Source organism: Oceanobacillus sp. NCCP-135, from assembly GCF_059698015.1.
On the sequence record NZ_BAAKSZ010000007.1, the window covers coordinates 74,403 to 95,080 of the forward strand.

18 protein-coding genes and 2 pseudogenes are annotated in these 20,678 nt (G+C 35.8%); 12 read left to right on the forward strand and 8 right to left on the reverse strand.

All coding sequences use genetic code 11. The features are described from left to right. Positions 1 to 86 precede the first annotated feature (86 nt). The 4 genes from AC6HVZ_RS07010 to AC6HVZ_RS07025 form a co-directional block, all read right to left on the reverse strand. On the reverse strand, positions 87 to 1,313 hold the full coding sequence (locus AC6HVZ_RS07010; RefSeq protein WP_497557438.1) for an amidohydrolase family protein: 1,227 nt from the start codon (positions 1,311 to 1,313) through the stop codon (positions 87 to 89). Continuing rightward, positions 1,314 to 2,411 (reverse strand): hypothetical protein, encoded by a 1,098-nt coding sequence (locus AC6HVZ_RS07015; protein ID WP_497557439.1) that lies wholly within the window; start codon positions 2,409 to 2,411, stop codon positions 1,314 to 1,316. Positions 2,412 to 2,730: 319 nt separating this feature from the next. Continuing rightward, positions 2,731 to 3,345 carry a DUF3298 and DUF4163 domain-containing protein gene (locus tag AC6HVZ_RS07020; RefSeq protein ID WP_497557440.1) on the reverse strand — a complete coding sequence of 205 codons (615 nt, stop codon included), beginning with the start codon at positions 3,343 to 3,345 and terminating at the stop codon, positions 2,731 to 2,733. Positions 3,346 to 3,846: 501 nt separating this feature from the next. Beyond that, positions 3,847 to 4,035, reverse strand: coding sequence for a PIN domain-containing protein (locus tag AC6HVZ_RS07025; RefSeq protein ID WP_497557441.1), 189 nt, complete (start codon positions 4,033 to 4,035; stop codon positions 3,847 to 3,849). Between the two features lie 1,292 nt (positions 4,036 to 5,327). Here AC6HVZ_RS07025 and AC6HVZ_RS07030 point away from each other — a divergent pair. The 7 genes from AC6HVZ_RS07030 to AC6HVZ_RS07060 all read left to right on the forward strand — a co-directional run bounded on the left by AC6HVZ_RS07030 (position 5,328) and on the right by AC6HVZ_RS07060 (position 13,138). Beyond that, positions 5,328 to 6,530, forward strand: a complete 1,203-nt coding sequence (locus AC6HVZ_RS07030; RefSeq protein WP_497557442.1) for a flagellin N-terminal helical domain-containing protein — start codon at positions 5,328 to 5,330, stop codon at positions 6,528 to 6,530. 65 nt (positions 6,531 to 6,595) lie between these two features. Continuing rightward, a complete protein-coding gene (locus tag AC6HVZ_RS07035) occupies positions 6,596 to 6,940 on the forward strand; it encodes a hypothetical protein (protein ID WP_497557443.1) in 345 nt (114 codons plus the stop codon). Between the two features lie 359 nt (positions 6,941 to 7,299). Continuing rightward, positions 7,300 to 8,004 (forward strand): hypothetical protein, encoded by a 705-nt coding sequence (locus AC6HVZ_RS07040; protein ID WP_497557444.1) that lies wholly within the window; start codon positions 7,300 to 7,302, stop codon positions 8,002 to 8,004. Between the two features lie 423 nt (positions 8,005 to 8,427). Further along, positions 8,428 to 10,113 carry a hypothetical protein gene (locus tag AC6HVZ_RS07045; RefSeq protein ID WP_497557445.1) on the forward strand — a complete coding sequence of 562 codons (1,686 nt, stop codon included), beginning with the start codon at positions 8,428 to 8,430 and terminating at the stop codon, positions 10,111 to 10,113. Next, positions 10,110 to 11,651: a hypothetical protein gene (locus AC6HVZ_RS07050; RefSeq protein ID WP_497557446.1), complete on the forward strand. Its 1,542-nt coding sequence runs from the start codon at positions 10,110 to 10,112 to the stop codon at positions 11,649 to 11,651. The genes AC6HVZ_RS07045 and AC6HVZ_RS07050 overlap by 4 nt, the downstream gene beginning before the upstream one ends. Before the next feature lie 382 nt (positions 11,652 to 12,033). Continuing rightward, on the forward strand, positions 12,034 to 12,537 hold the full coding sequence (locus AC6HVZ_RS07055; RefSeq protein ID WP_497557447.1) for a Uma2 family endonuclease: 504 nt from the start codon (positions 12,034 to 12,036) through the stop codon (positions 12,535 to 12,537). A gap of 373 nt (positions 12,538 to 12,910) precedes the next feature. Continuing rightward, positions 12,911 to 13,138, forward strand: coding sequence for a hypothetical protein (locus tag AC6HVZ_RS07060; protein ID WP_497557448.1), 228 nt, complete (start codon positions 12,911 to 12,913; stop codon positions 13,136 to 13,138). 726 nt (positions 13,139 to 13,864) lie between these two features. Here AC6HVZ_RS07060 and AC6HVZ_RS07065 read toward each other — a convergent pair. From AC6HVZ_RS07065 to AC6HVZ_RS07075, 3 genes and pseudogenes are all read right to left on the reverse strand, one after another. Then, a pseudogene (locus tag AC6HVZ_RS07065) lies at positions 13,865 to 15,006 on the reverse strand (IS91 family transposase). After that, a pseudogene (locus tag AC6HVZ_RS07070) lies at positions 15,003 to 15,449 on the reverse strand (tyrosine-type recombinase/integrase); the annotation flags it as partial. The pseudogenes AC6HVZ_RS07065 and AC6HVZ_RS07070, both read right to left, overlap by 4 nt. A gap of 12 nt (positions 15,450 to 15,461) precedes the next feature. Then, the gene (locus AC6HVZ_RS07075) at positions 15,462 to 15,869 is read right to left on the reverse strand and encodes a tyrosine-type recombinase/integrase (protein ID WP_497557449.1); all 408 of its coding nucleotides are present in this window, start codon (positions 15,867 to 15,869) and stop codon (positions 15,462 to 15,464) included. Between the two features lie 521 nt (positions 15,870 to 16,390). Here AC6HVZ_RS07075 and AC6HVZ_RS07080 point away from each other — a divergent pair. From AC6HVZ_RS07080 to AC6HVZ_RS07090, 3 genes are read left to right on the forward strand one after another with little or no spacing between them, the layout of a single operon-like run. Then, positions 16,391 to 16,885, forward strand: a complete 495-nt coding sequence (locus AC6HVZ_RS07080; RefSeq protein WP_497557450.1) for a Uma2 family endonuclease — start codon at positions 16,391 to 16,393, stop codon at positions 16,883 to 16,885. Beyond that, the gene (locus AC6HVZ_RS07085; protein ID WP_497557451.1) at positions 16,882 to 17,121 is read left to right on the forward strand and encodes a hypothetical protein; all 240 of its coding nucleotides are present in this window, start codon (positions 16,882 to 16,884) and stop codon (positions 17,119 to 17,121) included. The genes AC6HVZ_RS07080 and AC6HVZ_RS07085 overlap by 4 nt, the downstream gene beginning before the upstream one ends. Beyond that, positions 17,108 to 17,677 (forward strand): hypothetical protein, encoded by a 570-nt coding sequence (locus AC6HVZ_RS07090; protein WP_497557452.1) that lies wholly within the window; start codon positions 17,108 to 17,110, stop codon positions 17,675 to 17,677. Before AC6HVZ_RS07085 ends, AC6HVZ_RS07090 begins: the two co-directional genes overlap by 14 nt. A 599-nt stretch (positions 17,678 to 18,276) precedes the next feature. Here the strand turns inward: AC6HVZ_RS07090 and AC6HVZ_RS07095 are convergent. After that, positions 18,277 to 18,858, reverse strand: a complete 582-nt coding sequence (locus tag AC6HVZ_RS07095; RefSeq protein ID WP_497557453.1) for a hypothetical protein — start codon at positions 18,856 to 18,858, stop codon at positions 18,277 to 18,279. A gap of 287 nt (positions 18,859 to 19,145) precedes the next feature. Here AC6HVZ_RS07095 and motA point away from each other — a divergent pair, with 287 nt between their 5' ends. Beyond that, positions 19,146 to 19,931, forward strand: a complete 786-nt coding sequence (gene motA, locus AC6HVZ_RS07100; RefSeq protein ID WP_497557454.1) for a flagellar motor stator protein MotA — start codon at positions 19,146 to 19,148, stop codon at positions 19,929 to 19,931. Further along, positions 19,924 to 20,673 carry a flagellar motor protein MotB gene (motB, locus tag AC6HVZ_RS07105; RefSeq protein WP_497557455.1) on the forward strand — a complete coding sequence of 250 codons (750 nt, stop codon included), beginning with the start codon at positions 19,924 to 19,926 and terminating at the stop codon, positions 20,671 to 20,673. Before motA ends, motB begins: the two co-directional genes overlap by 8 nt. The last annotated feature ends 5 nt before the right edge of the window (positions 20,674 to 20,678 follow it).

A 20,678-nucleotide genomic window follows, 5' to 3' on the forward strand; every position in this document is an offset into this window, starting at 1 on the left:
ATGATTATCAACTTTGAGGACTTGTTAGAAAGAAACATTGATAGATTTGCGAGGGTTGTCAAGATTTACTTCGTGTCCCCCACTTTTTATCCATTCAACCTGTCAATAACCCTATTCCCCCGAAAATACACTATTTTTACATTCTCCACATCTGTAATCTCTAACCCCGGAATCCCAGGCGTCACTAGAAAATTCGCATCCATACCTTGCTGCAGTTTACCAAATTGATCTCCCTTTCCTAAAATAGCTGCAGGATTTGCTGTCAGCAAAGCAAGTATCTCGTTTTCATCAAACCCATTTTCTTGTAAAAGCTTCATTCCAGAATGAGCGATTTTTATGAAAACATCCGGTCCCTGTAAGGATTGATCTTTAAAGGGTAGCCAATCCACATTCGGATAGGCTGGTAAATAGGCATCGGTTGCTATGGATACATCAATTTTATTTTCAACCAATTTCAAGATGTTCTCAGGAGAATTTGGTTCCAAATGAGATCCGCCCATCGGTGTTGCAACAATCTTTACTCCTTTTAGTTTTGCCTTAATTATCTGTACATCCGTGATTCCGTGTGCATGATGGAGAACATCAACACCTGCCTCCAATGTCATTTCAATTGCTTCTTTACCCGCAACGTGTACGCCAATTTGTTTGCCGTATTGATGGTAGATTTTTACAATGCTCTTTAATTCCTCAAGCGTATAAATGATTTCCCCAGCACGTGGGACCTTATCAGTTGTAAAGTTTGCTGGTGTCGCATTAATAAATAGGTTTTCACCTGGGTAATCATTTTGTTTGGCAATATCTTTTATAATTTTCGGGTCTGACAGATCCTCTTGACGAACTGCCTTTGATTTCGTTACCGCTGTAAAATGTACCAATTCTTTAAATCCGATGGAGATACTTGTGGCAGCGAATGAAATATCAAGTGGAAGATCTTTCACGGCATGACGATAATCAGTGATAGAAAAGTCACTATTCGGATGTCCGCATACCTGTTCACCAAGTGCTGTGATACCCGATCTTAATGCATGTAGTAAGATTGATTTTCCTGTCAGTAGATGGGTGGTTGGTGTAACTGGATATAAGGATGACGGAGCAAATTCCAGCAGGTGCGTATGACAGTCTACCAAAGAAGGTGTAATGACATAATTGGAATAGTCGATGACAGTTAGTGAAGGGAACTGGCTTTGTAACGTATTCCACTTCCCAACCTCAGCTATTTTACCGTCTTTAATAATCATTGCTCCATCGTGAATGGTACCTAAACTGCTTACAGTTACAATTTTTCCAGCATGAACTATATAATTGTTAGTCATTTACGCCACCAAAAACGGTGTTAAGACATATGCAAGAATGCACGCTGTTGCAATCCGGATAATCATTCCAACTAGAGCCGCAGTAATGACTTCTTTTTCGCGTAAGTCAGTTGATTCAGCCCAAATGGCGGGAATTTGACCGACAATAACATATATAGGAAGACCCGAGTTTGCGAGTACAAAGGATCCAACAATTAAACGTGGATCAATGGTAGCGGCTAAATCAGCAAGTTGTGCTACAGCGAGGGTAGGTGCAACGAGAAAAGAAACGATTCCGGTGCCAGGTTCAATGCTGATTAACGTAAGGATAGAGGCCATACTTGCTTCAATTGAATCCCATATACCAGCGAATTTTAATATCCCTATTAAAATAAATACTACCGTTACAGCTGGAATAATGACTAAAAGAAGTAATTCCGTTCCTTCTTTAGCAGATGAAAAAATCGTATTTAAAAATGTAGTTTTAGGTGTGAATCGTGGTAATTCATCAAGGGTAACTTTTTTGGTATCACGATAAATTGTCTTAGATAAGATGAAAGGAACGACGATTAATGGTGCAAATATCGATAACAGGATGAGTGGAAATGCATTTATACCAAAGATTGTTAAAGCGATCAGACCAAGTACAAATGTAGCGAAAGACTGTGGTGATTGAATCATGGTAGCAACTGCTATCTTTTGTTCCGCCTTTGTTGCTTTTGCTTTTACAAGGATGGGACCCGCAATTTTTCCGGCAGCATTAATATCCCCCAGTATGTTGTATGCACTGGGAATGATGACAGATGGATTGATTTTAAACCAACGCATGATTGGGACGAAGAGACGGATTAATCCATCTGTAAACCCAAAGCGCTCCAGAATCCGACCAACGATTACACTGACAATGACAGCAATACCAACTTCGCTTGTTAAAAAGGTGTCTACAACTACAGGTTTCACTTCTTTGATAATGGTATCAAATAGTTGTGATAGAGAGTCAGGGGCAAGAAAAAGTGCGATGAGTGAAATTATGACAATCAAGACACCAATAACTTCAAACAAGTTCCATTTTGAGCGGTTACGTGGAACTTGTGATTCTGTTTTTTGCTCTTTATCCATATAAGCTCCCCTCCAGGCATTTTATATAGGGTATGGTGGGGGTTGGAAATGTGTGTATGCCTAGTTTTAGATTGGATAACTGGAAAATAGATTAGCTTTTTTAACAGGAATCAATTGTGGTGGTGTTAGAGAACTTTGGTGAAATAGATTGTTGGAATTCCAGCAGTTTTTTATATAATATAAAAACACTTGAAAGAATTAGTAAAGCGGATTGAGTCGTTACTTTTCTCTTGGAATTTTCATGAAGAATCTAAAGTCGCAAGCAATAAAACCAGCGTCGTAGTAGAATAAAAGAAGCATGAGAACTCTCCCCATGCTTCTAAAAAGACCCTAACATTTCACCAAGCGGTCCATTTTCATCAATAATGTCACTGATTGCATATACACTTATCGGAAAATATGAAATTCCAAAATAATATGGAGCCAGATCATAAAGCTGATAATAGATGACAAGGCTTTTGTCTGCGATATAAAAATTTTCATTACCAGGTAAAACAATTGGCTCATTGATGACAGGAATATCTCTTTCCTTCACCTGTAATTTGATCATGTTCAGTAACACTTGTTGGTAATTGGAATCAGGCTTGAAAAGCTCATCTAATGTATAACGTTTTCCTGTAGTTACATCAAAGGTAAGTGTGTCAATAACTGTCATACCATGCGCTCCACCTGAGAATGAATATACGTACAGCGCAAGGCTTAAAATGCCGCGTTCATTCGTTTTTACCTCAAACCAGCACTGCATTTCCACAAGTGTTGGTTCATAAAAATTCCACTCTGTTAGCAGTTGATTCAGGTGTGCCATAATGGTTTGGTTAATATGCTGTTGAACATTTGGATTGTTCAGTCCTGTCACTACTGGATAGTAAATCTGGATGTTTCGCTGGTTGTCAATATAGGAGCGTGGTTGTATGATGGCAGGCTGTTGTAACATGTAAATCCCCCCCCTTTAGACGAATATCATTATAGGTTATGCGAAATTAGGTGATTGGTGAAGGGGGGAAATGGGTTTTGGGGGTAAGATACCACTATGTTTTGTATATTAATAGATATTCCATGAATCAGAAGCTATAATCCTATTTTATAGTAACCACATAAGCGGATGGGCGGTTGACCGTTGTGAAATCCGGACATAATTAAAAGAGCACCAGACGCATCCAGTCCCCTTAAGTGTAAGCTGAAGCTCTACACTGCTATTCGCTATATACTATGATACTATAGTTGTCTTATTCATCGGGCTTTACAATACTTTATATTTTGCATTTTGATTATCTGAGAAGATTGTTAAGCTTTTTATCAAAGTTGTATACTTCATGGTTCCTAATTTTTTTGATAAGCATAATGGAATGTGTCGACAAAATCTATCCTTCGCTCAGCAAATAAATCGAGAGCTTTGTTAATTATGTGCTTTTCATCTACTTGAATAAGTTCAGTGTTAATAATATGCCGCAGGGTTTTTGCTAATCTCTTTGTTCTCGATTTGTAGCATATAAACAATTTCTGCGATAACTTCGTTCGGAATAAAGACCTCATTATTTTTAATCAGTTCTGCTGCTTTTTCAGCCATTTCTTCTATGTCATTCAGCAAATATTGTAAAACTATGTTTGCATCAATAATCTTCATATTTTTCTTCCACCGCTTTAGGTCAGGCGTTCTTTTCTTGATTTAAAAGGGTAGTGTTTTTATGTTTTTCCAGCATTCCTTTGGCTGAGTTTTCCTTCTTACTGAGTTTACTTCCTTCTTTATTTTCTTCACCGGAAAAATCAAGATTTCCACTTCCTTATTCTGAAGATTTTTTGGCAAGTCAATTCCTTTTTTAAAAATATCGCTATTCGCAACTTTTCTATAAAAGGTCATAATCAGCTCACTCCTAATTAGTCCGAATGTCTTTGTATATATATATTATCATACGTGATGAAGGGGTGCCTGTAACCTGCGTATAAAGGGAGTAAGACCACAACTGAAAAACGTACAAGTATACAAAGAAGTTTGGGGGGATCAAACTGATCAATATCGAATCTGTTCGGGTCTGCAGGATACAGACCACAAAGGCGTTGCAAACAAGGGTGTTCGATGGGGCGAGTAATCGTACCCAGGACGCATGAGATTTGATTCCATTTCGCCAGTCACGGATGAAAAAACACTGATTGAATTCTCACTTTATGTCCAAATGAGGGGAGGTGAACTGAAAATGATAACTCTGGATCTTGAATTGGTGGGAAGCTGTGCACGTCTTGTCAGAAGTGTTGCACCTCTGGAGGAAAGCTGTGTACCCTCGGGTAATTAAAATATGTCTTAGGTAAAATGTGATTTTATTTATCTGAATTCTCGCTATTTATAACGAGATAATTTACAATTGGTAACCATAACTTTCGTAAATGCTGACACATCAATATTTATCACGCATTAACGGGCTGTAATACCCCCACCTCCAAGCGTGAGAAATCCCAAACGTGAAGGTGGGGGATAAACAGCTCGTAAATTTCCTGATTCTGTTCAACTAACATTCAGTGGGGGAGGAAGGGAAACCCCCACTGAATGAAGTTTCACTTTATTGACAAAGGTGCATTTTATTTTTATCTGATTTGACTTAACGATTTAATAAATTCTTCAGTGCAACACCCCCAAACTACTCCTTTCAACCAAGATACTCCTGTAACTGTTAAAGTAAATAGTTTCAGCATATCTAAGAGAATTTAATTCATCACAAAACAGTACCGAAAAATCTTTTCAAAAAGGCTTAAACATTATTTGATTCTGCCGATATAAAGAATACATCATCATGATGAGTAAATGTTATGGCCTAACATTAGAAAGATCAAGTTTTGGTAATAACTCTGAATAAGGGTTGTTATATATGCGGGACATAAGGATGTGACTCGCAAAAAATACACTTACATGGAGGTAAGGAAATTATGATTATTAATCACAACATTGCGGCGTTAAATACACACCGCCAACTAAACAGCAATAGTAATGCTGTGCAAGGATCCTTAGAAAAACTTTCTTCAGGTCTACAAATCAACAAAGCAGGAGACGATGCTGCAGGTCTAGCAATCTCTGAAAAAATGCGTGGACAGATTCGTGGATTGGAAATGGCTACAAAAAACGCTCAAGACGGTATTTCATTAATTCAAACTGCTGAAGGTGCCTTGAACGAAACACACAGTATTCTACAACGTATGCGTGAATTGGCAGTTCAAAGTTCTAACGATACTAACAATGAGGTTGACCGATCAGAAATCCAAAAAGAAATGAACGAATTAATTGATGAGATTGATAGAATTGGTGATAACACTGAATTTAACACTAAGGAACTTCTTGATGGTGGATTTAGTGGAAAATTTCATATTGGAGCAAATGAAGGACAAAGTATTGATTTACAAATTGCTGATATGAGAACTAGTGCAATTGGTAAAGTTGAAGTAGAATCTTATAATGCAACTACAACAAATGCATTATCTAAAATAGATTTCACTGATGGAACAATAGCAGATCCAACTGATGGAGAAGATTTAACTGAAAAAATTGTATTTAATAGTGGAGAAGACAATGAAGTAACTGTTACTTTAGATCAGGAATATGATAATGTAGCTGCTGTTGTTGCTGATATTAATGCACAATTAGGTGATAGTGGTATTAAAGCAAAATTAGATGATAGCGATAATGTTGTATTCAGTTCAGAAGATACATTTACAACTACTCTTGCTGATGCTAACTCTTTTGCAGGGGCTACAACTCCAGCAGAAGCAACTGAAACAGTGACTATCGCTTCAATAAACGCCTTAAAAGTTGATAATGTAACAAGTGAATCTACTGGGGGGGTAATGACTCAAACAGGTGCAGATCAAGCTATTACTGCCATTAACAATGCTATTGAGTCTGTTTCAGCAGAACGTTCTAAACTTGGTGCTTATCAAAACCGTTTAGATCATACTATAAATAACCTAGGAACTTCTGCAGAAAACTTAACTGCTGCAGAATCACGTATTCGTGATGTTGACATGGCGAAAGAAATGATGGAGTTCACTAAGAACAACATCCTTTCTCAAGCGGCACAGGCTATGTTAGCACAAGCAAATCAACAGCCACAGGGCGTATTGCAGTTACTTCGTTAATATTCAAACAACTAGGACTCTGGCTTAATTGCTGGAGTCCTTTTAAAATAGAGGAGTGACAAATAATGGCAAGTGAAAGAGTGTTATTACAAGATTTTATTTACGATTTGTGTATATTGATAGACAAAGGCTATAAAATTGAAATATCTTCATTAGATATTATGTTGGAGAACAAACAATTATATAATCAATTTAAAAGTGATTACGCTTACGGTAAAATTAATGTTAATTTGCAATCTCATATGTTTAAGGATGAAGATTGGAATATGTTACAGAATCTGTTAAAGCAATCATACTTTGGATACAGTGAGTCAAGTTCCTTTGGGATTTTCAATAATGGACTACTGTATTTAATAGCACTATCTAACAATCAATTACAATTAGTGTGTAAAAATACAAAGAACTATTAGAAGTTGAGACCATAGAAGAACCATTACCGTGGCCTTGGATAGTTTTTTTGAAAGTTGCGAAGATATTTACGTTGATGAGTAGTTTTGGGGTCTGTCCCTTGCTGAAAAGGATCAGTGGGATAGTTCACTAGCCCGAAAAACTATTAACAGGTGGGACAAGGAAACAATGATTCAAAATTATTCTTCATGCTGGTGGGAGGTTTGGCGGTGTATGTTTCAGATAATTAAGTAGACAAATTCTTTTTCAAGCGTTTAGATTAATAATAAAGCTGATAATATTAGCCGATCGTCTACTAGTAGTGGTAATCGACATTTTTTATATAGTATGATGTAAATAATATATCCTAGGAGGAAAATATATGACTTTTGATAGAGCTGCACCTCATGATAGTGTATTACAATATTTAATTAACAACAATAACATTTTCTTTCAAGCACCACTATACCCTGTTGATCCACATATGGAGCCTTTTAGAAAAATAATAAAAAATTTATTTCCTTCAGAAGAATTCTTTGAAAAATTGGATGAAGCTTTAGAGCAAAGCTCATTTTATTTCACATTAGTTCAAAAGTTTTCGAATCAAATACTTAATCTGAATTTCATGCAAAAGGTTGGAGATTTTATTATTGATTTAAATGGAGTTTGGCATTTAGTAGAACTGAAAACATCGAATAACAATAATATTTTTAACATCAACTTTGACTCCTTAATAGCATATGACAAACTTCCAATTGAAGCAAGAAATTATATTCATTTCATTTTTTTCAATCACAAATATTTTTGGATGGCTAGATATAATGATTTATTTGTCAATCCTGTTGTTTATGTATACCCAGAAATCTTTCAGAATACTTCACGAATCCGATTTATACGGGACTATAATCGGTTCTATGAGATTAAAACAAATGATAATCCGAATACTGCACCACATATTGATAGAAGTACAAACGCATATGTGAAAATTGATTTAGATAAGCAAGCACCTGGTGTTATTCAACCTATTCCAGCACATATGAGTATGTTGAGAGGAAATTTACTTTCATTTCAAAATTCAACTTATTAGTATAAAATAAGCTGATAGGAATCATAAGGACTCAGATAGGGACATTGGAGTCAATCCCCCACTGTTATAAAGGTATTAGTGATTAAGAGATTTGTTCCCGATGCTATAATTATGAGATTCCTATGGTGACGAAAGTCAATCAAAGTGCCTAGCAACGGTCGAGAGCATACAGCTGCAGGCTAGTCCCGCAGTTTCTGCCAATGGGTCGATATAGTAGGTAAAGACTAGTTATTTTGAACCAAGCATGTAAGGAGAAGTGCGCTTTTTCGAATATAAACCTTAAAAGCTTTTGAGTGTCAGTCCCCAACTGTGAATGTCTAATACTGGTTAAATTGTGAAAAAATAATCCTAGTACATAAAATAATTCTATTCCGACTTATTTTATGACAAATACTATCGCTTATAAACAGAAAGAGGGATCAAATGTCTATACAAAAGTATATCAAAGAAAACATAGAATTATTAGGTTCTAATACATATACTGCTCCTAATATTCCTGAAAAAAAGCTTAACGGAGCGATTACAAGCTATGCCTCTGAAGTGAACTTAGAGTATGTGATTGCGCTTAAAGATTCTTCCATACTTTCGTCAGGAAAAGAAGGATGTTTGTTCTTAGGTGATGCTGTTTATTTGAAAGCAGCATTTGAAAGCCCATTTAAATTGGAATATGCTTTAATCGATACGGTTGAATATTCGACAGATACAAAGACAACGAGATTTGGAAATAAAAAAGTTGTAGAAAATGTAAAGGTTATTATGAAAGATGATACGACTTATGATGTAACTAAATATTTATTAAACGTTGACCAAAAAGGATTTGCAGAAGTAATTAAAGGGATTTTAGAGGAAGCTGAAGATGGAAAGGAATATAAAAATACATCTCAAGTCACACCTTTGTCCGAAATGCCGAAGAATATAAAGAAAAACTATATTAAACTCGTAGCTAATTTTGCCTATTCAGATGACCAAGCAATAGATGTACAAGAATATACAGAAATTGTTTCATTAATTTCACGAATTGAATTAAGTTCTGTCAATAGATTAGAAATTCGAGGGTATTTGAGTGACAAAGATGTTATAGAATCAAATGAATCACTACTTACAACCTTAAAAGAGGAAGTAGAGGAAGGAAGTTTTGACATATTAAGTAAGTCATTGTTTAAAGATGTTTTATACATATTTGGATTGAAGCAAGATATGTACAGTTGGCGACAAAATGAATTTCTACAAAATTTAGCTCAATCTCTTTCCGTTACGGATGAAGAAATAGAAATAATAATCGCCGCGATTAAAAATGATGAGGATATTTTAAAACATCGTAAAAATGACTCACAAATTAAAAAATCAATGAAAGATTTATCTGCAAAAGCAGCAGCTGTCGGACTTCCCATGGCGGCTATTTATTTCTCAGGTTCTGTTGTAGGACTAAGTGCAGCAGGTATCACTTCAGGTTTAGCAGCCATGGGAATGGGTGGAATCTTAGGATTCTCTAGTATGTTTACCGGAATAGGTGCTCTGGTTTTATTAGGTGTAGGAACGTATCAAGGAATTAAAATTATTAGTGGGATCGGTGACTTAGAAAATAATAAGCAACGTGAATTTATGTTACAAGCAATTATACGTAACTCTCAAAAGTCCCTCTCCTATTTAATTGAGGACATAAATGGAATTACCCAGCAACTCATGCAAGAAATGAAAAAGAGCAATGAGAACTCTGATAAAATCCATAAGTTATCTAATATGTTAAAAATGTTGAGTAAGGGTGCGCAGATTAGTGCAGAGAAACAGAATCATTCCCAAATTGAACAAGTGATTACAAAATTACCTCCTACATTAAATGTAAAGAGATTAATTGAATTAACAAACAAACCAACATTACAAAAGGTTCGTCAATTTATACAATCATGTTATACCGATACACCGGGTGTTCAAATAAATGATGAAGATTCTGCAACAAAAGTAGATTTTAAGTTAAGAGAAAGACTAACTTTGGAAGAAGTTGAAAGTCTTCATGAATGTTTTGAACAAATTGAATATAATAAAGTTGCACAAGCAGCGTTTGCAACGGCATCTGCAAAGGCAAAAGGATTTTTTAGAGGTAGAGAATGAAAAAGAACAACGAGCTCCCGGATGCATTAGTTAATGAAAGTGCAAAGTCTTTACTTGTTCAACAGCAAATGACAGAAAAAGCAGAACAAGTGACAGGTAGGATTATAAATGATTTGGATCAACTAAGTATGTTGAATGATGCGCATGATGAAGCCTTAGATGAAATGTTGGCATTAGCTGAGCGGATGATGAATGAAGATGTGAATAATCAGGCAGAGACATTTGCTGGTGATTATACGGTAGAATTTACTAAACTAGCTGAACATAATTATGAGCAACTAGAGTCTATACCTGTATCGGAAAATGATTCTTGGGAAGGCTTTTTAACAAAAATAGATGAGTATGCCGCTAGACACAAAATAAATACCCAAGAAGACCCGTTCAACAGGTTGTTAAGTGACAGAGAAAAAATAGAGTTGACCAAACAAATCCGGGAAGATTATAAAATAGCGACCCCAAACTGTGATAAGTATGACTATTTAATTGCAGCATTCTGTGGCACTGCAGCAGGTCTGATCGACAGCTTTTTTGTAGGTATGCCCGGTGCAAGTAAATTAGGTAAATGGACAGATGAAATGGTGGACAATGTTACTGTAAAATTCGCTAAGACTTTGTGGCATTCTGATAAAAATAATGGTGCCCAACTCAAAACAGACCCCAATACGATTGCGCAGGCGATTGGTTTTTTAGAACGTAAGTATCGAGTGAATTATGATGCAAGATATGCAAGTGATTTAAAAATGGGGGATGCGTCATTAAATATGCGCCCAAGTGATCACCATTTAAAATCGTTAGGGCATTCACCAGATATTATCGGTCTCTTTTTTTCCATACTAGATCAATTTACGGGGAAAGCGAGCTTTATCTCTGATGGGAAAATTTTAAGACTTGAACCAATTGAAGGAACGAGACAGTTTGAATTACGTGGAGATACCTTCATTGCTAAACTCTACTCTGGATTCGCTAATTGGTTGGGGCATTTAATGTCTGATGTCGCTGGTTCAAGTGGAACAAGAGGACATATGGATGGTCGGAGGGGATCAGGTATTCCTTTACCCTTTTATTCTTTATTGCAATTATTTGATTTTGGATCCATATCAGAAAATGGTTCTAATAAAACGATTGCTGAATTTTCAACTTCTGTCTTTGAAGCAGGATATGATGCTAGATTTGGTGTAACGATGGCTATACCTGTAACTTTCAATGAATTAGCAATCCGCTTATTATGGGCAATTAAAAGTAAGTTTTATCATCAAAGAAGCTGGCAGGAATCCATTCCAATCGGAAATAAGCCAGAGCTAAGGCGAATGTTAATAGTAGGTTATGGCGCTCTTTGTTTAGTAGATGGAGTAGATGCAGCACTACGGTCTGGCGGAAGTAAACTCCTGTTTGCAACGAGAATTAATTCAGTAGCCTGGTCAAGGTTTGCATTTAGTGCATTGCTAGAGGTTAGAAGTCTATATAAAGAAAAAGGGCTTGATTTAGTCGCATTAGAAAAGGATTTAGAAAATGAATGGTCCCGACTGTTTCATTCCTAATATCGTGACGTATTGTAGAAATCGGAAGAACAGAACCTAAAGCTTCAGAAACCAACAAGGCTTGGAAATGGTAAAACAATGACAATTGCCCAAAGGACAGACTATATTAAAATCAATGAAGATGGAACAGTGGATTTGAAGAGAACGATTGAAGAATTGAAGAGGTATTAGGCGTATAGTTTACTTCCTTGTATTGGTATCCTTCACGATGTCTTGATTTAACCTTCTTTAATTTAAGCTAATCACATTTTTTAATAACAGCTTTACATTTCAAAAATTAAATAATTAATATGGGATAGGAGTTAATATCTATAACTAGGTCAATATAAGACGAATGTCAGTCAAAAGGGATTTAGTTTACCTTAATAAAGGAGGTAAATTCATGAGCATTCCAAAATATGATAAGAAACTTTCCTATTCTGAATATTTAAGTTGGTCTGAAGATGAACAAATAGAAATTATCGATGGAATTTCATATAACACGTCTCCTGCACCATCGACGAAACATCAGCAGATATCGATGAGCTTATCTTATCAGCTGATGGATTTTTTTAGGGAAAAGAATTGTCAGGTATTTGCAGCTCCATTTGATGTACGGCTTTTTTCTGAAGGAAAAGATGATGATGAAGTCTTTCATGTTGTCCAACCAGATCTTTCCGTGATTTGTGATAAACATAAACTAGATGAGAAAGGCTGTGCAGGATCTCCAAACTTAATCATTGAGACTCGGTGCATGGGTGGTGCATGGGGGTGGTGCATGGGGACGGTTCTGCTGCATCATGTCAATTCACTGGAAACTGAAACAAGAGAACCGTCCCCATGTTTCTACCGAGAGAATTCCCTATCGCTATTTTACCTATTGTATAGTTACCTGAAATGGTGTTAGTAAAGCTTTTACTTAATGTAGTGGATTCATTGATGTTCAAAGATCCTGGTCCACGTCCTGTGGGTCCCGTTCTGTAACTACCAAATGTGTTGCTCACAACTGTTTTTGAAGTAACGAGCCACTTGTAAGTATACAATTGTGTGGGTTCGATGACTGTGGTTCCATCTGTTGGAGTATGTTGCAAATCTGTATTTGCTGAACTTGTTAAAGGTGCGATGAAAATAAATGTTGACAATAGTAATAAACCACCAAATAACCATTTGATTTTCCTTATAATAATCTCTCCTCTAATAATAGTATTTTATTCTACTTTATAGTATAATAAAAATTCAGTATAGTCAATAACTTTTGTTGAATGGGAAGGTTTATTTTTATGAAAAGATATTTACTGTTAAGTTCTTTGTTTTTAATTAGCAGCGGAATAATATTTACCATTGAACGTTTAAGTGGGTACATCTATTGGTTTGCACAAGTTTCTACTGGGGAATATCCAAATAAGCCGGAACTGTTCTCTATATTTGGCAATTTATTTGTTCCATTGTTTTTATTAATTGGGGTTGTCTTTTTGGTTCTCTACATTAAAAATGGCCAATTGAAGTGAAAGTTCAACGTGTAAATTCTTGTATGATTAATGTAAGTTTTCCATGAAAGGAATTTTTCTTTAAAGAAACATAGTAGAAATAGTGAACGGCGATGTGCTTGTAACACATCGCCGTTTTGGTAACTTTATCGCTCGAATCGAGAGGTTACTCTATATATGTTAATGTGAAGACCCCCTACCTTTGGTAGAGCGTTTTCGGGGGGGTTAAATTCAACCCTATGTAGACTAAGTTGGGTTAATGGGAACGCTTTGCATTTTTCTACTTCCAATCAAAAATTACATAAGCCATCACTTTAATATGTCCCATACCTCATTTTATTCTTAGTTGCTTACACTGAAAAGTCATATAAAAAAACGTCCTGCTTTTCAATCGCAGGACGTTACATCATTTATTATATGCATGGGGACGGTTCTTTTAGGGAACAATCGGAAGTTTTGCAGGAAAGAAGGCACAATAAGCGGAAATAATCTGCTCGTTGTGCCTTCTTCTATTTATGTAATTAGTTTATACGCAAAATTTTTGATTGTCCCAGAAGGACGAAGTCGCAGACTCGGTCTATGGGGATTCAATCGGACACGCTCTCTTTTTTCACTTTATTATAGCACATTTCATGAAAGAAAATCCCATTTATGTAGGAAGCAAGCGGAAATATCACGAATCTGGATATAGTTCCCCCCTCCCCACTAAAGAGGCTTTTTTTGAAAGAGCTATGCAATTGGAAATTACTAAGGTATAAATTTAGAATCAACAAGCTGTAATTGGGCTTTTCTACATGCTGGGCACAACGTAAGATCTTTGTTTAAGATTTTGCTGAGAACCTCCATTTTACTCAATCCCTCATATAGTGGTTTGTAAATTGGCGTTTTGGTTAATTTACGGCAACGAGCCAGTTTCATTTTCTTATTTCGATTCGCCAATAACCCGTAATGCCTCACTTTGACAAAGCCCTTCGGCAATACATGCATGAGGAAACGACGGATGAACTCTATTATTTTCATGGTTACACACTTTTTCTTATTTTTATTTTTATAGTCTTTCACTCGAATGGTCACCGTATCATCTTGAACAGAAAGGATACGGTGGTTCGATATGGCAATACGGTGCGTGTAAAGACCAAGGTATTTCATGACGGCTAACGGGCCAGAAAATGTTCTTTTTGTGTAGCTATACCAATCTAACTTATAACATTCATCTATTAAATCTTGAAACTGGTTCGGGTTTTAAATACTTCCGTTTCGTTGTAAAACTTTAATTCTCTTTGTTGATAATATTTCTTGAGATAATAGAGAAATTTGCCGCGAAACTTTTTGGATAGAACTTTGACAGGGATAAAAAATTTATCACTGGTGCTTTTCCACTGATTTTCTTTTGTAAGCCCACCAGCTAGGACAATGGTGTGAATATGTGGATGATAGTGTAAATTTTGTCCCCACGTATGCAACACGGAAAGAAAGCCAATCTGAGCGCCTAAATATTTATCGTCCTGTGCGAGTTCTGTTAACGTTTCCGCCACCGCTTTGTACATTAATGGATAAAGCAACTTCTGATTGTGGTAGATAAGCATGTGTAATTGTTGCGGCATCGTGAAAACAACATGAAAATAAGGCGCATGAAGAATATCTTTTCTTCTTTGATCCACCCAAATCTCCTTATCTACTCTCTGGCAAAGTGTGCAATGGCGATTCCGACAAGAATTATAACTGATCTCTGTATGACCACATTCCTCACATTCGTACGTATGTCCTCCTAAAGCCATTGTTCGGCAATTGATAATAGCTGTCGCTGCTTTGGCCTGTTCTGCAGATAACTTGTTTGTTTCTCTGTATTCCTCATAGTTATTGCGAAATATATCCTGTACTGTACTCATGATCGAAAACCTCGTTGATCTAAGGGGCTTTTAATCCCCATCAAACTTTTGGAAGTCATGTGCAAATAATTATTTGTTGTCTGCAGATTTTTATGACCTAACATATGCTGAATGTGAACTGGCTCAACACCATCTTCTAAAGAATGTGTCGCAAAACAATGTCGTAAGGTGTGTGCAGAAATCTTCGTATCCAATTTCAGTCTGTTTCTTACCCTGACAAAGGTATTTTGAACAGTTTTAACCGTAATCGGACGATCTTTTTTATGTCCCTTAAAAAGCCAATTATCCTTTGAAAAGGAAAGGGTATGATAGGCTTTAAAGTAATCCCGAAGTATAGACAGACAGGATTCCGATAAAATAGTGTATCGATTGGTATCGTGTTTTGCTTGTTCCACTCGTACACGCATGGTTTGACTGTTAATATCGCTAATCTTTATTCGGACTACTTCACTGACTCATAACCCACTCCCATAAATCAAGTAAAATAGTGCTTTATGTTTTAAATTGCGTGTGGCATCCAACAGGGAATAAACTTGTTCCCGGGGTGGGATAACAGGAAAGTGCTTCTCCCTTTTCATCCTGGGAACTTTTAAGGAATTCCATGTTCTTCCCAAAACGTAAGTGTAAAAAAATCGAACGGCAGAGATATGATTATTAATGGTGCCCGGTGAAAGCCCTCTATCCCATTTAAGGTGAAGGATATACCCTTGAATATCTTCGAAAGTCATTTCACCAATAGTAAGCTCAAGAACACTCATATAGAGTAAAAAGTCGTTAATTCTCCTTCGCATCGATTCTCTTGTGGACTCTGGAGAATTTTTAAGCTCAAAGAAGAGTTCAATCTGTTGTTCATATTTTTCCATCACAAAAGTCTCCTAATTGTTAGTTAAATGACAAACAATCAGGAAGGCGGTGGCCCTCGAATAATAAGAGTAAAATATTGGTTATGTAATTTTAGATTTGTCCATGTTATAATAAATACCATAAAAGTATGCTCTCTTTCTTGTTTTTTTTGGCGATTAAACAGTAACATAGAAAGCATACTTTTTCTTTATTATATTTATGGGTTTTCTACTTTAATTAACCTCCGCATGTAGATTTTTCCTCTATACAGAAATACGCTCCATTCTTCGGAGCCATCGCAAAGCGATTTCGTTCTTCTGCTGTTTCAAATCAATGCAAGTTGAAACAAGCGAACCGTCCCAATGTTTCCATTGTATAATGTAATGTCTTTCTTTATAATTGAAAATGAAAGGCATTACATTTCAAAAATTCAATAATTAATATGGGATAGGAGTTAATATCTATAACTAGGTCAATATAAGACGGATTTAAGTCAAAAAGGATTTAGGTTACCTTACTATAAATTAGAGGTGGTAAATTCATGAGCATTCCAAAATATGATAAGAAACTTTCCTATTCTGATTATTTAAGTTGGTCTGAAGATGAACAAATAGAAATTATCGATGGAATTCCATATAACATGTCTCCTGCACCATCGACAAAACATCAACAGGTATCGATGAGCTTATCTTATCAGCTGATGGATTTTTTTAGGGAAAAGAATTGTCAGGTATTTGCAGCTCCATTTGATGTACGGCTTTTTTCTGAAGGAAAAGATGATGATGAAGTCTTTCATGTTGTCCAACCAGATCTTTCCGTGATTTGTGATAAACATAAACTAGATGAGAAAGGCTGTGCAGGATCTCCAAACTTAATCATCGAAATTCTATCCCCATCGAGTGCAAAAATGGATAAGCGGTGCATGGGGTGGTGCATGGGGACGGTTCTGCTGTTTCACTTCAAATCACTGCAAGCTGAAACAAACGAACCGTCCCCATGTTTCCATGTTTCCATAACATTATCACGGGGTGAATGATTTTGGAAAAAATAAACTTGAACGATCTCATTGAATGGATAGATACAAACAAACCTGAAGTAGAGCGAACAATGATTAGAAACCAGCCATCAGAAAAACTTATTCGTACACGGGTTAGAGATAAAGAAGAGCAAAAAATCATTGATATACTTTGCATTAAACGGTGGGAAAAGGCGGAGCAAGAAGGTAAAGTAAAGTATCTGTCCGAACGGAAGTGGTTTTATGATTTCAATTGAAGCAGCTAAATTGAAAATCAATCAATTGGTAGATAAACCTAAATTCGAAAAAATGTTGCAAACAACTGCGATACTTACTAGTCTTTTTGAAAGGGAAGGTATTAAACCTACGATTGTTGGTGGCTTAGCAGTTGAAATTTATACGCGAAATGAATATACCACATTAGATATTGATATTATTTTTAGTCAAAGAGAAATTGCAGATAAATATTTAAGATTGCTTGGTTTTGTACGTGAAGGGCGACATTGGTATCATGAGGAGTTACTGGTAAGTGTCGAAATTCCAAACGACATACTTGAAGATGCAGATGAAGAGAGGGTTATTGAATTAGTCTTGCCTGATGGTCTTTATGTATATGTGATTGGTTTAGAAGATATTATATTGGATCGTATGCGTGCATGTATTCATTGGAAATCATCTTCTGATTGTGAATGGGGAAAAAGATTATTTTTAATACACTTCAATCGTTTAGATTTTCATTACTTGAAAACAACGGCTGTAAAGGACCAAACGGATAAATTATTGAACCAGTGGTTTATGGAAACGAAAAAATAGGACTAATTGGAAATATTTGTGATTTACATTTGGGTGTACAGTCGCTTCTCGAATTTTGTTGAATGCGATATAAAAGAATCTATATTATTCTACCTTTAAATAAAGATTCTTTAGTGGATAATTTTAAACGTTTTTAACAATTTCCAAACTGCATTTTAGGATGAAGCGTGCCTGAGAAACTGCTACTTTCCGAGTTGTGCAGACCCGGTCAGAAACCGTGCACTACTGCCGACCTGTCGCATTATAGTGATCCGCAAAATGAATTCATTGAGGTTTATCATCTAGATAAAAATGACCTATATGAAAGGCCGCTTTTCTTTTCAGGAGAAGATACGCGCTGAAGTCGATTTCGTTTAAAGGACTAAAGCTATCTGTTAGAGAAGTACTTTGAGTTTAGGGGGGTGTTCATTGTCACTCCCGAATTTTGCTGAATCAGAATACTTTTTTAAATGGAATTAAAAACAAACCAGAAAAAAGTTTACTTCTGTGTAGTGCATCCCGAATGCACCCCAAAAGTGGATTAAAATCTGAATTTGGGGTGTACTATACAAATCAATGGAAGCTGAAGCAAGCGAACCGTCCCCATGTATCCCCATGTATCACAGTATAGATTTAATCCGTTTATATCTCCTTTCAATACTTATATGACTACGACCCATGATTTCCCCTATTTTTTTGTAGGTTAGGCCTTTTTTCCTTAACTTTAATAATTGTTGATCAGCTAAGGTGGTCCATGGCTGATACTTTCTTTTCTTTAATACTCCTTCAAATTTTTCTTTCCTTCTTTCCTCTTGTACCCATAATGGTTCTGGAATTAATACCTGATATTCTATATTCTGAAATTGTACCTTTTCCTTATTACTTTCTGCCCAATCCCAAAAATCTATAACGCCAATAAAGTAAAAATACCTTTTTTCTTTTGTAATCCGTTTTTCATATGGCAAGCCATGATTTTCTACCCAACCTTTAACAATGTTGCGATCTACTCCAATAATTCTAGCTAATTCCCCCATTGTTAATAAACCTATTTGTTTTTTTGTATTATGTAAATTTAATCGCTTCATTTTTAACTCGACGGCTGTACAAGTCTTTCCTAAATTAGAAGCTATAGTAGATGTTTTGACATGACCGGTTTTTTCCTCTAAATATTCAATTTCATAATTACGCCAATTTCTATGCAATTAAACTTCCTCCTAAAATAATAATCCTATTTATATTAAATGATATTGCATCTTTTTTCTAGGGATGATTTATGACATTAAGTGTGCAAATAAATAAATCGATTGTAATCGGATTCAATAATTTCAATTTTACTTCTTTTTTTAGTTTCCTTTAACAATCACTTAAAAGCCCGATATAAATTAGGTAATAAATACTAGTTCATTTAACTTATTAATTGCTTGTGGAAATGCAGATCTTAATTAATAGAAATCATCTAATCAAAGAGCCATAAAGTGGAGGTATAAAAATGGATAAAACATCAATCATTGGTATTTTCTTAGGCCTTATTGCAGTTATTACAGGAATGGTCTTGAAAGGTGTCGAGATCGTAGCATTAGTTAATCCAGCGGCTATTTTAATTATTTTTTTAGGAACAGCAGCATCTGTGTGTATTGCTTTTCCGGCAAGTACGATTAAAAAGGTTCCTTCCTATTTCAAAAAGCTGTTTACAGATGATAAACAATTTGATTTACAGGAGCTTATTGATATGTTTACAAAATGGACCGATCAAACTCGCAAAGAGGGATTGTTATCTTTAGAAAAACAAGTAAAAGAAACGAATGATGAATTTTTATCCTCTGGACTGCAATTAGCTGTTGACGGGCAATCATCCGAATTTATACGTGAGGTTATGACGGAAAAAATAGATGCAATGGAGAGTAGACATGAAGAAGGAGCGGCAGTTTTTACGCAGGCCGGTACGTATGCACCAACCCTTGGAGTGCTCGGTGCTGTTATTGGGTTAATTGCTGCCCTTAGTAATATGGAGGATATGGAAGTACTCGGTAATGCTATATCTGCAGCATTTATTGCTACATTATTAGGTATCTTTTCAGGTTATGTGTTGTGGCATCCATTTGCAAATAAGTTAAGACAGAAATCAAAGAAAGAAATACAAACGAAAGAAATAATAATTGAGGGAATTCTTTCAATCACAAACGGAGATTCTCCAGTAGTAGTAAAAGATAAGTTAAGTTCCTATCTATCGTCAAAGGAATTTTCTCAAAAAAGACAGGCGATACCAGATGCGTAGACGCAAACAGAAAAGCGAACACCGTCTAGACGAATCATGGCTACTCCCCTATTCTGATATGCTCACACTACTTGTTGCGTTATTTATTGTATTATTTGCTATGAGTGAGATTGATGCACAAAAGTATGAGGAGCTTTCAAAGGTTTTTAAAAGTGAATTTTCAGGAGGAGACTTATTTTTAGAGAAATCGTCTCCAGGAGATAATCAGTTAGAAATTACTACGAAGACGCCAGAAGAAGGGAAAGAAGTAAGTAATCGTACTGATGAATTGAATGATCTTAAAGAGCTTCAAGCTGGAATAAATAATTTCATTGAAACAAATAACTTGGCTGAAGCATTGGATACAAAATTAACCGATGAGGGTTTATTAATTACGATTTTAAATGAAGTATCTTTTGATCCAGGTAGTGCAAAAGTTAAAAAAAAGGGCAAGGAAATAGCAAAAGAAGTATCAAGTTTCCTTAATACCAATCCCCCTCATCAAGTTGTAATTGGTGGTCATGCAGATGACATACCAATGCACAATGAAGAATTTGCATCAAATTGGGAGTTGAGTGTTATCAGAGCAGTCAACTTTATGGGGTTAATTCTTAATAATGAGGACCACGATCCCACGCGTTTTAGTGCTAAAGGATTTGGTGAATATCAACCACTCGTACCTAATACTGATGAAAAAAATAGAGCAAAGAATAGGAGAGTTGAAATTCTTATTTTACCTAATTATGAAATTAATACAAACTAAATTTG